Origin of the sequence: Pseudomonas graminis (genome assembly GCF_900111735.1) — a bacterium.
Taxonomy (GTDB): domain Bacteria; phylum Pseudomonadota; class Gammaproteobacteria; order Pseudomonadales; family Pseudomonadaceae; genus Aquipseudomonas; species Aquipseudomonas graminis.
The window spans coordinates 1-13919 of sequence record NZ_FOHW01000041.1 but is presented as its reverse complement, the minus strand read 5'-3'; the positions used below and the strand labels follow the sequence as shown (position 1 = coordinate 13919).

Annotated in this window: 9 protein-coding genes; 1 reads left to right on the top strand and 8 read right to left on the bottom strand. The window is 52.9% G+C overall.

Annotation, left to right across the window (positions count from 1 at the left end; all coding sequences use genetic code 11):
* Positions 1–30: 30 nt before the first annotated feature.
* Positions 31–4890 (top strand): glycoside hydrolase family 99-like domain-containing protein, encoded by a 4860-nt coding sequence (locus BMY98_RS22610; protein ID WP_074892606.1) that lies wholly within the window; start codon positions 31–33, stop codon positions 4888–4890.
* Between the two features lie 79 nt (positions 4891–4969).
* Here BMY98_RS22610 and BMY98_RS22605 read toward each other — a convergent pair whose 3' ends face one another.
* From BMY98_RS22605 to yedA, 8 genes are all read right to left on the bottom strand, one after another.
* Positions 4970–6367 (bottom strand): FAD/NAD(P)-binding protein, encoded by a 1398-nt coding sequence (locus BMY98_RS22605; protein ID WP_175514204.1) that lies wholly within the window; start codon positions 6365–6367, stop codon positions 4970–4972.
* Positions 6352–6945, bottom strand: a complete 594-nt coding sequence (cysC, locus tag BMY98_RS22600) for an adenylyl-sulfate kinase (protein WP_074892605.1) — start codon at positions 6943–6945, stop codon at positions 6352–6354. The genes BMY98_RS22605 and cysC overlap by 16 nt, the downstream gene beginning before the upstream one ends.
* Positions 6946–7125: 180 nt before the next feature.
* Positions 7126–8064 (bottom strand): glycosyltransferase family 2 protein, encoded by a 939-nt coding sequence (locus BMY98_RS22595; protein ID WP_074892604.1) that lies wholly within the window; start codon positions 8062–8064, stop codon positions 7126–7128.
* Between the two features lie 31 nt (positions 8065–8095).
* Positions 8096–8986 (bottom strand): glucose-1-phosphate thymidylyltransferase RfbA, encoded by an 891-nt coding sequence (gene rfbA / locus BMY98_RS22590; protein WP_074892603.1) that lies wholly within the window; start codon positions 8984–8986, stop codon positions 8096–8098.
* Positions 8983–9888, bottom strand: coding sequence for a dTDP-4-dehydrorhamnose reductase (gene rfbD / locus BMY98_RS22585; protein WP_074892602.1), 906 nt, complete (start codon positions 9886–9888; stop codon positions 8983–8985). The genes rfbA and rfbD overlap by 4 nt, the downstream gene beginning before the upstream one ends.
* The gene (rfbB, locus tag BMY98_RS22580) at positions 9885–10961 is read right to left on the bottom strand and encodes a dTDP-glucose 4,6-dehydratase (RefSeq protein WP_074892601.1); all 1077 of its coding nucleotides are present in this window, start codon (positions 10959–10961) and stop codon (positions 9885–9887) included. Before rfbB ends, rfbD begins: the two co-directional genes overlap by 4 nt.
* Positions 10962–11157: 196 nt before the next feature.
* Positions 11158–12495: an RNA helicase RhlE1 gene (rhlE1, locus tag BMY98_RS22575; RefSeq protein ID WP_074892600.1), complete on the bottom strand. Its 1338-nt coding sequence runs from the start codon at positions 12493–12495 to the stop codon at positions 11158–11160.
* A gap of 60 nt (positions 12496–12555) precedes the next feature.
* Entirely contained in the window at positions 12556–13455 is a 900-nt protein-coding gene (yedA, locus tag BMY98_RS22570; protein WP_074892599.1) for a drug/metabolite exporter YedA, read from the bottom strand.
* Positions 13456–13919 lie beyond the last annotated feature (464 nt).

The window sequence follows — 13919 nt, the reverse complement described above, 5'->3', positions numbered from 1 at the left end:
GTACTAGGTGTTAGCTTGGGGTCTCGACTTATGCCACCAGCGGGCGATAACAATTCAAAAGGCTTCTTCGAAGATATCGATTTCAACGAAATCAATATCGAGATACTGAGAATTTTAGGCCATGAATGGCATAGCCTTACACCAGTGAACAGATCAGAGTTTTCCAACTCACAACTCGCTCCGCTAAAGCTGAGAGCAGTTGAAATGGTGCGTGAAAAAATGGAGGCGTTGGATCTTTTTGCAGTAAAAGATCCACGCATGGCTCGCACTATGCCCTTCTGGGAAGATGTATTTCATCACCTTAGTTATGAATACAAATTTGTTGTTGCAACTCGGAATCCCGCAAACGCAGCGCGATCCCTCGCTAGAAGAGACAACTTTGACTTGGTGAAGGGATATCTCCTTTGGCAAGAACACATGACCTTAAGCTTGATGTACAGCTCTCATAAACCGCGGGTGATTGTAGACTACGATAACCTGATGCAAAACGCACCAAAAGAGATAGCTAGAATTGCGAAGGCATTAGACTTGGTATTTGACGCCGAGTCGCCAGCATTGAAGCTTTTTTATGATGAGTTCCTAGCATCAAGCCTTACCCACCACGCACTCACACGATCAGATCTTGTTCTCGACCCCGAACTGCCATCGCAAACATTGGAGCTCAGCAACTTACTGTTTGCACTCGCGGACGATACACTTACCGATGAAAGCGCAATCGACAAGGACACCGACTCTCATTACACAGAGATGTTCGCAAACGATAAAATATTTAACTTACTAACTCGTTTTGATAGAAAAAACTTCGAGCTCACTTCGTATATTGATTCACTGGAAGGAAGTTTGATCGATCTAAAAGTCGAAGTAGCAGAAACCAAAACTAGCCTAGAAGCAGCCAACGAGCAACTCATAGAAATGCGGGCGGCGCATGGGGCTGCAACAGCAGAACTCAGCGCAACCAGCGGCTCAATAGACGCATTGCAGTCGAAGTTAGAGGCCGCACTTCGAAAAGAGGAGGCGTCCGCTTTGGCGCTGCGCGAGAGCGAAAAAGTCGTCGATGCAAAAAACGCTGAAATTCATCATTTGCACCTTGAGCTACAGCGCGGACTGTCTCTAAGGTCTGCGGTTAAAAATCGAGTAAAAAACAAGCTAAGAAAATTAAAATATCAGCGGATGGTGAGCAGTCAAACAACTAAACGTAAGCTGATAGAAAGCGGGCTGTTCGATCCATCTTACTATGCCGCCAACAATCGAGATGTAAGAGACGCAAACTTAGATTTATTCGATCACTACTTGAATCATGGCTGGCTAGAGGGCCGGGACCCCTCGAGCGCATTCGTAACCAATCTGTATCTGGAAGCCCACTCCGACGTACGAACTAACGGTCTGAATCCGCTTATACACTATGTGAAGTTCGGTCACAAAGAAGGGCGCTCTATATATAACCACAAAAAAGTGGCATACCATGTTCCGCTTAGAAAGACACGAGCTGAACAGGCAGTATCTTTCTTCGGCTTGGTATCGAAAAACCCCGAACTGGTACAGCGTTTCATTAAAGAAGCACGTACCGTAGGGATACGTCAGGCACTTCGAATGACAGCTGAAAAGCTAAAGACTGTCGGACAACGTAACTTTTACTCCCAAAGCTTAGAATTCGAAGGCACGAAAGCTGATTTAGAATACAGTACCTATAAGGTGGTACCGTTTTATCTAGACCCTTATAAAACATTCGCGGACCAGCAATCGCCTGGAAGCATCGCCGTCCACCTGCATCTCTTTTACGGCGATATGATTCCGCAATGCATCAGCTATCTAAGTAATATTCCTTACGCTTTTGACCTATATATATCCACACCGCAATCATCAAACGTAGAGATGATCCGGGAGAGCTTCCGCACCTCCCTCCCGTACGTGCAGCAAATAATCATTGAACAAACTCCCAATAGAGGCCGTGATATTGCGCCGCTGATTATCGAGTTCGGTGAAAAACTGAGCAGCTACGACTTCATCGCGCACTTCCATACTAAGAAAAGCCCGCACAGAGCCACTCTAAATGGATGGTTCGACGCGCTAATGGCAACTCTATGCGGAACGCCGAGTGGGGTTATGCAAATATTTGATTTGCTAAAATCCGACGCTAAGGTTGTTTATCCCGCCGGCAATTTAATGCCCGCTTGGGACACAGGGTGGAGCGATAACAAGGATATCGCCAAAGATCTGCTAGCAAAATACAGCGATCTTAGTGTGAACGATTATCCATATGTCGAATTCCCCCAAGGCACGATGTTTTGGGCTAAAGCCAGCAGTATAAACGGCCTCCTATCATTACCATTATCTTATAACGATTTCCCCGAGGAACCCATCCCAGCTGACGCGACACTTGCTCACGCCCTTGAACGCCTCATCCTCATCTATACCACTGCGCATCCTGGACGTAACTATAGATTGGAAAGCCCTGGGCTATCAAAGGAGTCGGATGCTTACTATGAAGCTCAGCACGACTACTCAGAAACAATAGCGCATGACACGATCAAGGTAATGGCATACTTTCTCCCGCAATTTAATCCGAATCCACTGAACGATGAGTGGCACGGAAAAGGGTTTACAGAATGGCATAAGGTCCGTTCAGCACAGCCATTATTTCAAGGCCATTATCAGCAACATGTACCCCACGACGACACGGGTTACTATTTGCTAGATACTTCTGCACAACTTCGAATCCAGGCGGACCAGCTTAAGAAATCCGGGGTGCATGGTTTTATTTTCTACCATTACTGGTTCTCCGGTACTTTGATTCTTGAGCAACCGGCGCAGATGCTCCTTAGGGAAGCTGATATAGCCATCCCGTTTTGTTTCTGCTGGGCAAATGAGAACTGGACACGCAGATGGGATGGTAATGAACAGGAGATCCTTCTCGGCCAAGTGTATTCGCCCGATGACGCTCGATCTTTCATTCAATATCTGATTCCGTTCTTTAAGGATCCTCGCTATGTCACCATGGATGGTCGTCCTATCCTTTACGTCTACAGACCTTCAGCGATGGAGTATGTCGACGAATATATGTCTGTTTGGCGAGAAGAGTGCAGACTCGCAGGCCTTCCTGATCCCTACGTTATCGCTACCATGACGCGCGGTGCGACCGCACCTCAAGACTATGGGATGGATGCTGCTGTTGAGCGGGTACTCCAAGACTGGACCGGTGGGGCAGTCGAAAATATTAAAGAGCAATTGCGCCCATACGGACCGATTAACGGCAGCATTTTGGATTATGACGCGGTTGCTGACCATTACATGGAGAAACCGGTCGATACAGATTACGTTTTTTTCCGTTCTTTGGTTCCTACATGGGATAACACTGCACGTTATGGAAGCGAGGCCTTCGCGCTGCACGGTTTCAGCGTTTCTACTTTCCAAAAGTGGATGGAGAACCTAATCGATTACTCGGAAAGGACTCTGCCAGCGAGCAACCGCTTTGTCATTGTCAATGCCTGGAATGAATGGGCCGAGGGCGCTCACCTCGAGCCCGATCAGCGCTTTGGCTACGGGTATTTGAACGCAATTGGTAGAGCCCTATCGAATCACTCATATACATCTATAAATCATGTAAAAATCCCAGAGAGTTTGCAGGTAAAGCTTCAGCTTAGCCATGAAGTTATTTGTCGCCTTGAAAATGAGCCTGAAAATAGCGCTAGATTCTTCACCGCCCTAGCCAACTCAACAATATTCCAGCTCTGTTCAGTTAGTGCATATGACATCGCGACCGAAAATCTTGCCAGTAAACAGCTGTCGTTCAGTTCCAAAACTGGAGAAGACGATGAAGCTTCGTTAACTCTTGTCTTTAATGACCTGTACTTAGTCACCAGCACATGCATAGAAACAATGACTAAAATGGCATTAAAATTCGAGGGCTTTAACGTTTGTGCGAGTGTTAGAAACGTCGCCAACTATCTCGACGATATTGATGCTAATGGAAATTTTGACATTAGCCACTCGAAGAGATCTGGACTGGAGATAGGTCCATTCAAGCAGGGTGCAGGATACAAGGTGTGTACTCAGGGATCTTGCTTCTTGCTGCAGAAGCCTGAGAAAACACTAGGGAAAGTTTCGGTAATAATACGCTTCCACAAGTCTGGCAGTCGTCAGCTACTTGATAATGCGCTGTTCTCGCTGCTGAGCCAAAACGGCAGTCAGCCTCGCCCCTACCTCGCGCTACAGGATTTCGATACCGCTCAGATAGCGCAACTAGAAAAAGAGCTGTCTCTACTTCCTTGGGCAGTCGGCTGTGAACCTGTAATCGAAAGCTATACATCATCTCCGGAACAGCCTGACTTAAGGTCTTTGATGCTCAATGATATGCTGAAAAAGGTACCCAAGGGTTTCACTGCATATCTTGACTACGATGATGTCCTATTCCCACAGGCTTACTTGACGCTTATTAGGCAGATTCAGAAGAGCAACAAAAACGCTACATTTGCTAGGGTATACTCTACCCAGGTCGACGCCCAAACTGGGAGTTTAATCAGCAGGTCTGACACTTATGACTACGGCTATTCGTACGAAGAGTTTCTAGAAGTAAATCATGCACCCTTGCACAGCTTCATGCTGGACCTAGCAAAAATCGATGCAAACGAGATACGGTATTTTCCCGAAATGAAGTATATGGAAGACTACTATATGACTCTCCAGATATTCACTAGGGATGGAACGGACTGGCAGTCGCTTCGGGGCAGTAAATTCATTGGAGATTACATACACCGAGTTGGCGACCTCAATAACACACTAGCGATTAGTGATGCTATCGAACGTCAAAAGCTCACAAGCAGCGAAGCGTTCATGCTGTCGGAATCACGAATCGCTGAGCTTCGAGAAACTCTGAAACGAGGTCTTAGCTAACAAACTATGGAGGCTAGTCGCCAAACCGGCGACTAGCCTCCAATTAGCGATCCCATACTGAAATATCGATTCTGTACCGTTATTTTTTTTGGTTTTTATTATCGAATAGATTGGCTATGTGCATCGCTACATTTTTAGCGTGGATTCTAAGCTCAGGGACTGCAGTAGCTTCCCAGAATTGAGCTTTCAACATAGGTCCTACGTAGGAAAGCCAAGGCTGAGCATTTCCACTACCATCCAACACTTGGTAATCGCTTCCAACCTCCAGCCCTAGTTTTAATATATCCGGCAGTATCAACTTTTGCTCTAGGAGAAACTTTACAAACTCATCATTAGTTCTTGAAACATTATTACAAGGTCCGGTACAGTTAATTACCTTATCAAAGGTAAGCTTCTCCTCTACAGAACTTCCTCGGCGCCGTATCCGTACCGACGCTCCGTCTGGCTCACGGGTAAGGGATATCAATCTACCAGCAATAATTTCCACTTCGCCTCTTGAAGAATATTGTTCGAACTCACCGAACGTCACTGGCGCTACGCGGTGCCGGTGGACATCCCAGTACGCTTGGACGTGCCGAACGAATCTTCTCTTTTCATCTTCAGGAAGTCGTTGCCAAAGTTGTGCGGTGATGGGTCTCAAAGCTGTGAGTAAGTCTCTCCACTGGCTAGGCTCATGAGCTACAGCTCTCCGAATAATTTTCAGATAGCCACGCGCAGACGGCTGCGATGTTAGTAATTCCTCCTGGACATGAGGCTGCGGGGTATGATGCGGTACGTTTTTTCGATGACCACATGGGGTTAGTCCTCGACGCGAGAGCATCACCACCTTTCTGCTGGGATGAGCACGTTTAAGGGTCAATAGCATGTCAACTGCTGTCAACCCGCTTCCTATCAGCAGAACCTTTTCATCTTCTGACCGCACAGAGCCCATTTCCGAGCCCCATGGATCACTAATATATGAATCACGCATCTCTTGCTTATCTACAGCCACTGGGTCGACTGGAGAAAAGTTACCAAAGGCTAATAGCAAGTGATCAGCTTTTAGTGTTAGCCCGGTTTTCAACAGCACCGATACACTGCCATTCTCTTTTGTAAGCCCAACTACTTCATCTATTACACGGACACATTCTACATCCGTTATCCTCTGCTCCTCGGCAATGGCAAGCAACTGCTCAAGATATCTACCATACGTAGCGCGAGATACAAAACTGCCAGGCTCTGTGGCTGGAATTAAACCCTTACAGTACTCTACAAAGGAGTTCGCATCACTAACAAGCGCAGACATATTACCGGCGGGCACATTAAGCAAATGGTGCTCACTGGCGGTACCGTAAGCTAGGCCCCGCGCAATTTTTCCTGAGCGGTTTATCAGTATAAGTTTAGACCCCGGAGGCGCAACTCTGAGAAACTCCACTGCAGCCACAGCCCCACTGAAACCGCCACCAATTATAACTAAGCAGCTCACTTCGATCGCCACGCTTCTAAGTATGCCATGACCTGATCAACGCCTTCTTCTATAGAATGAGTAATAGTATCTATTATAATATCCGGATCAGTGGGTGCCTCATATGGCGAGTCAATACCGGTAAAGTCCTTAATTAATCCTTGTCGAGCTTTTTTGTACAATCCTTTCGGATCCCTTCTCTCGCATTCAATCAAAGGGGTAGCCATGTAAACCTCGATGAGGTTCTGATCACCAATCACGCTGCGCGCGAGATCCCGGTCGCGCTGAAAAGGAGAGATGAAGGATGTTAAAACAATCAAACCTGCATCTAATAGCAGATTTGCAACTTCAGACACCCTCCTTATATTCTCTTCACGATCTGCTGCGCTAAATCCAAGATCTTTACAGAGTCCCAATCGAACATTATCTCCATCAAGAAGATACGTATGAAAACCGTTCACTACGAGCCTCCGCTCTAATGCATCGGCCAGAGACGACTTTCCGGATCCGCTAAGGCCAGTGAACCAGAAGACAACGGGCTTTTGCTTCTTTTGCGATCCCCGAGCTTCGCGGGACGTAGAGACAGACTGGACGGTAAGATTGTTACTCATATATTTACTCTCTGTTCCTCTTGAAGACTGGGCTCTCTCAAAATAGCTTGAGAAATTCATCACCAGACTAGACTTCGGCAGATCTCATTGCCTCAAGGGTCTGATATCAGCTCTGTCGCTGAGATCTGCTTTTCATGTAGGCATAGCACTACAATACTCTTTTGCTGGTAATCGTCAGACCTAATCCCTAGCTGACGTCGGCTCCGTGTTGAGCGAGGTCGCTATTTGACATGCACAGATAAGCAAGAGCGCCACTCGATCCCTCGGACGCCTGCGATACTGCCTAACGTTGGAAATAATGCGCAGGATCGAAAGGTCAGATTCGGATTCATCAGCCTCCATATTCGGTACCCCGATTCGAGTGAGTGAAGCTACCAACCGGACCTGCTCGAACCACCAACCGTCCAGGGCTTTCTTTGCCCGGGCGACTGCTGTCCTGAATCCAGCATTCACGCCAACCTGATTCCCCGCATGCTGCCGATAATCCATCCCTGGAACCGGATCGATAAACCACTTAAACCCATGACTCCGCGCATACGCGTAGCAAAACCAGTCATGCAACGCGACCTCTTGCACCCTCTTCCACTCGTCCAGAATCAGCTTCTTGAACCCAGCCGCAAGCGCTGGCTTGAGCACATAAGTGCATCCCGGCCCCGCTGCTTCGAAGAGGTAATCCCATTGGACTTGAGGCTGTGCCTTGTCTACACGCATTCGGCGGCCATTGGGCCAGAAGGCAACAACATTGCTGGAGTATCCATCGACGTCGTCCGAGCGAAGCTTTGCAATCGCACGTTCGAGCTTGTCGGGATACCAGATGTCGTCCTGGTCGGAGAAGGATACGAAGTCGTATTCACTGAAATCGACATCGCGTATCAGGCGGAAGAAGTTACGCGCAGCGCCCTTGAATGGTCCAGCAGGCGGGAGCAACGTTACGTTCGGGTGAGTCGCTGCGTATTCGGCGCACCAGCCTTCGGTGCCGTCGGTCGAGGGGTCGACGCTGATGTAGATGCTGACGTGGACATTGGTCTGCGCGAGGATAGAGGCTAGCTGCTCCTCTATCCACGACATGCCGTTATAGGCAGCCAACAGCACAGCGACTTCGGGTAACTCAAAAGACATGCTGTTTGCAGCCTATTCGGTCAAAGGTCCATCACGCGTTGCCGTGATCCAGCATCTTTTGCAGGTACTGGCCGTAACCGGTTTTCTTCAGCTTATTGGCTTGGGAAGCAACCTGTTCTTTGGTGATCCAGCCGTTGGCGTAACCGATCTCTTCCAAACACGCCACCTTCCAGCCTTGGCGCTGTTCGATGGTGTGGACGAAATGGCTCGCTTCAAGCAGCGACTCGTGTGTGCCGGTATCCAGCCAGGCGAAGCCGCGACCCAGCATTTGCACGGTCAGACTTTTCTGCTCAAGGTAGGCACGGTTGACGTCGGTGATTTCAAGCTCGCCGCGCTCGGACGGTTTGATATTTTTCGCAATCTCGACAACCTGGTTGTCGTAGAAATACAAACCTGTCACCGCATAGCTTGATTTCGGCGCGGCTGGTTTTTCTTCAATGCTCAGTGCACGGCCGTCTTTGTCGAACTCAACCACACCAAAACGCTCTGGGTCATTGACGTGGTAGCCGAACACGGTTGCACCTTCGGTCTGCTCGCCCGCTGCGCGCAGATTGTCCGAGAAGTGTTGGCCGTAGAAGATGTTGTCGCCCAGGATCAGGCAGCAAGGGTCTTTGCCGATGAACTCCTCGCCAATGATGAAGGCTTGGGCCAGGCCATCCGGGCTAGGCTGTTCGGCGTAGGTCAGTTCAATGCCGTATTGGCTACCATCGCCTAGCAATTTGCGGAAGCTCGGCAAATCTTCAGGTGTCGAGATGATCAGGATTTCGCGCATGCCGGCCAGCATCAGAACCGACAGCGGGTAGAAAATCATCGGTTTGTCGTAAATCGGCAGCATCTGCTTGGAAACGCCCAGGGTCAGGGGGTGCAGACGCGTGCCGGAGCCGCCAGCCAGGATGATTCCTTTACGATTGGTCTTGTTCATTTGTTCAGAGCTTCCATGAGCATGCGGGTTACGCCACTTTGCCAATCCGGCAAGTGTAGAGAGAAGGCGTTGCGGAGCTTGTCCGTTACAAGACGTGAGTTCAGCGGACGGCTCGCAGGGGTCGGGTAGTCGGTGGTTGGAATGGGGTTGATCGTCTCGACTGCAAGCACCTCGCCGTTGGCTCGCGCGAAGTCGATGACATAGCTGGCGTAGGCGTGCCAGGACGTTTCACCTGTCGGCGCCAGATGGTAAATGCCACACAGCTCGGGACGTACCAAGGCTTGCTGCACCGCCGCAACGGCGACGTCCGCCAGCAAATCGGCGCCTGTTGGCACACCGATCTGATCGGCAATCACGTTCAGCGACGGCCGATCTTTGGCCAGTCTCAGCATCGTTTTGGCGAAATTGTTGCCACGCGCCCCATACACCCAACTGGTGCGGAATATCAGATGCTTGCAGCCCGAAGCGACAATCAACTGTTCGCCCTCCAGCTTGGTAGCGCCGTAGTAATTGACCGGCGCGACGGTGTCGGTCTCCTTCCACGGCGTCATGCCACTGCCGTCGAACACGTAGTCGGTCGAGTAATGCACCAGCAGCGCGTCGAGCCGCTGCGCTTCTTCAGCCATCACCTGGCTCGCCAACGCGTTGATCGTGTGCGCCAGTTCGCGCTCGCTTTCGGCTTTGTCCACAGCGGTGTAAGCAGCAGCATTGACGATGACCTGCGGCGACACGCTGCGAATGGCTTCGCGCAGACCGGCTAGGTCCGACAAATCGCCTACCAGCGTGCCGTAGGGGGTGGCAGCCGGATGGCGATCAAGTGCAATTACCTCATCCAACACACTCAACGCGCGTTGCAACTCCCAGCCGACCTGTCCGTTTTTACCCAGCAGAAGAATCTTCATGCCTTGTCAGCGCGCGCGGCGTAGTTCTTGTCGATCCATTGCTGGTAGCTGCCGCTTTTGACGTGCGCTACCCACTCAGGATTGTCGAGGTACCACTGCACCGTTTTGCGGATGCCCGACTCGAAGGTTTCTTCGGGAACCCAGCCCAGCTCGCGCTGAATCTTGCTGGCATCGATCGCGTAACGCAGATCGTGGCCGGGACGGTCTTGAACGTAGGTCAGCAACTCCACGTGAGGACGGAACGCTGAATCAGGACGCAATTCGTCGAGCAATGCACAAACGGTGCGCACGACTTCGATGTTCTGTTTCTCGTTGTGACCGCCGATGTTGTAGGTCTCGCCCACTACGCCTTCGGTAACGACCTTGTACAGCGCACGGGCGTGATCTTCAACGAACAGCCAGTCGCGGATCTGGTCGCCTTTGCCATAGATCGGCAGGGGCTTGCCTTCCAGCGCGTTGAGGATTACCAACGGGATCAGCTTCTCGGGGAAGTGGAACGGCCCGTAGTTGTTCGAGCAGTTGGTGACCAGCGTCGGCAGGCCATAGGTGCGAGCCCAGGCGCGGACGAGGTGGTCGGAGCTCGCCTTGCTCGCCGAATACGGGGAGCTTGGCTGATACGGGGTGGTCTCGGTGAAGAGATCTTCTGGCCCATGGAGATCGCCGTACACTTCGTCAGTCGAAATGTGGTGAAAACGGAATGCAGACTTCCGGCTCTCGTCCAGCGCTGACCAATAACCGCGTGCGGCTTCAAGCAACACGTAAGTGCCGATGATGTTGGTCTGAATGAACTCGGACGGCCCGCTGATGGAGCGGTCAACATGGGACTCGGCCGCCAGGTGCATCACGGCATCCGGCTGATGTTCGCGGAATACACGATCAAGGTCTTCGCGGTTGCAGATGTCGACGTGTTCGAAGGCATAGCGCTCGTTCTGGTCAACTGTTTGCAGCGACTCGAGGTTACCCGCGTAAGTCAGCTTGTCGACGTTGACGACCGAATCGGTGGTGTTGGCAATGATGTGCCGTACGACTGCTGAGCCGATGAAGCCTGCGCCGCCAGTAACTAAGATCTTCACGCGAATTTCATACCCTGATTGTTGGCAACATTGCGCGCTGCCGGGTCCATGGAAAGCAAGGGCGCCCGAAAATGGTCAGCCTCTTGTGCGAATCGACTGTCGGACAGGTCCGAACACAGGTGCCGACGATCAACGAAATGAACAGACCGCATTTTAACGGCAACGTCCATTATTGCTACAGGGGATTCAAGGTGCCTTATGGCTTGCGCTTGCGCGGCCCCGTGTTGAACACCGGGACTTTGCGCACTGGCTTGATGGCTGGTACTTCAGGCGCCGCTTCGCCGCTGTCGACCCACTTGCCCAGATTGCGTTTGCCGCCTCCCCCGCTGGTTTTGGGTTTCTTTGGCTTTTTCGGCTTTTTCAGAATCTGCCCAGTCGCGTCGGTGGCCGGTACGCGGTGTTCTGGAATGAAATCGGGCTCTTCGCGGCGCTGCAGGGTCTGGCGGGTCAGCATTTCGATGGCGCTGAGCAGGTCGACTTCGTCGGCGCACACCAGGGAGATCGCCTCACCGGTCTGGCCCGCACGACCAGTGCGGCCAATGCGGTGGATGTAGTCTTCGGCAACGATCGGCAGATCGAGGTTGACCACGGTCGGCAGGTCGTCGATGTCCAGGCCGCGAGCCGCCACATCGGTCGCGACGAGAATCTGCACGTCACCGCTCTTGAACCGATCCAGCGCGCGCTGGCGAGTGGCCTGGGGTTTGTCGCCGTGAATGCCGTCTGCGTTGAGGCTCAGGCCTTGCAGGCGCTCCACCAATTGGTCGACGCCAACGCGGGTTTTCGCGAACACCAACACCTGCCCCCAGCGATGCTTCTTGAGCAGATGAATGAACAGTTCGCTCTTGCGCTTCTTGTCGACGGTGACGATCCACTGCTTGACCGACGACGCCGCCACGTTGCGCGGGCTGACTTCGATGGTCAGCGGGTTGTCGAGCATCTGCCCGGCCAGCGCACGGATCGCATCGGAGAAGGTCGCGGAGAACAGCAGGGTCTGGCGGCGTTTCGGCAGCGCGGCGTAGATGTCGCGCAGTTCTTCGGAGAAGCCGAGATCGAGCATGCGATCGGCTTCGTCGAGGATCAGGGTCTGCAGCTGGGAGAACTTCACAGCGTTCTGGCGATACAGGTCGAGCAGACGGCCGGGGGTGGCAACCAGCACGTCTACGCCACGGCGCAGTTTCATCATCTGCGGGTTGATGCTGACGCCGCCGTACGCCGCGTAAGTGGTCAGCGGCAGGTGTTCGGCGTATTGCGCGATGCCTTCGTGAACCTGCTCGGCCAATTCGCGGGTCGGCACCAGCACCAGCGCGCGCACGGAGTTGGCGGCGACCTTCGGGCCTTCCATGGTCAGGCGTTGCAGCAATGGCAGCGCGAAACCTGCGGTCTTGCCGGTGCCGGTCTGGGCGGCGGCCATGAGGTCGCGGCCTTCGAGCACGGGCGGAATCGCCTGGGCCTGAACGGGGGTGGGAGTCTGGTAGCCCAGTGTTTCGAGGGCACGCAGCAGGGGTTCGATCAGGCCGAGGGAGGCGAATGTCATTTCAGTACCGTTGGAAAAAGGTCAGCGCACAAGAGTCTGTAGAAGACAATGGCGCGCAGTTTACCCTTTCTGCAACGGTTTCTGCTTGCGCCACTGCGGCAGGCCGATGAGCACGACGGCGCTGATGATCACCGCCATCGCCGCACCTTCCGCCCAGCCGATGTGTTCGCCAGCGAACAACACGCCCAGCAACACCGCCACCGCCGGGTTGACGTAGCAATAGCTGGTCGCGGCGGCAGGCCGTACGTTCTTCAGCAGGTACATGTATGAGCTGAACGCGACGATGGAGCCGAACACCACCAGATACGCCATCACCAGCCAGCCGGACAGGCCGGGGGATTGGGTCATGCGTTCGCCGCTGATGAAGCTGCCCAGCAACAGCACGGCGCCGGCCACCAGCATTTCGCAGGCGCTGGCCATGGGTCCGGCGGGCAATGGCAGGTAGCGGCTCCATACCGAACCGAACGCCCAGGTCGCGGCGGCGAAGATCACCAGCGCGGCGCCCATGGGGCTGGCCTGCAGGTTCGAGCCGAGGTTGAGCAAGGAAATGCCGACGAGGCCGAGCAAAATGCCGGCCCACTCAAGGCCGGTGTTGCGATGGCCCCAGATCAGGCCGAACAGCAAAGTGAACAACGGCACCACGGCGACGGCCAGTGCCGCGACGCCGGAGGCAACGCCTGCGTGCTCTGCGAGGGTCACGCCGCCATTGCCGCAGGCGAGTAACAGAAAGCCGATCATTGCTGCGGATTTCCACTGTTTCCAGGTGGGCATCGGCGCGCCACGAAAGCGCATGAAGGCAAACAGGATGGAACCGGCGATAGTGAAGCGCACCCCGGCCATCATCAGCGGAGGCCAGGTTTCGATGCCGATGCGAATGGCGAGATAGGTTGAGCCCCAGATCACATAAAGCGCGAAAAAGGCCCCAATGAGCAGCAGGGGAAAACGGCGGGCGGCAGGCATGAAAGGCTCTAGTACAGTCGTTTATTGTGGGACTGATTCTAGAAATGTCCGCGGCGCTGGCGTCAGTTACAAATGGGGTTTATTCGACCCGTACACTTTCTTGCGCGCTGAAGCGCCGGTCTCACTGACCGACCGCGTACACCCGTAGGACTGGCTTTAGCCGGGAAGGCGTCGGTTGTCACACTGCAAAAGTGATGTCCAACGCGCTGGCCTCTTCCCGGCTGAAGCCGGTCCTACTGACAGCACGCATTCATCCAGTGGGACTGGCTTTAGCCGGGAAGGCGTCAGATGTCACGCCGCAAAGGTGATGTCGAACACGCTGGCCTCTTCCCGGCTGAAGCCGGTCCCACTGACAGCACGCGTTCATCCAGTGGGACTGGCTTTGGCCGGGAAGGCGTCGGTTGTCACGCTGCAAAGGTGATGTCGAACGCGCTGGCCTCTTCCCGGCTGAAGCCGGTCCCACT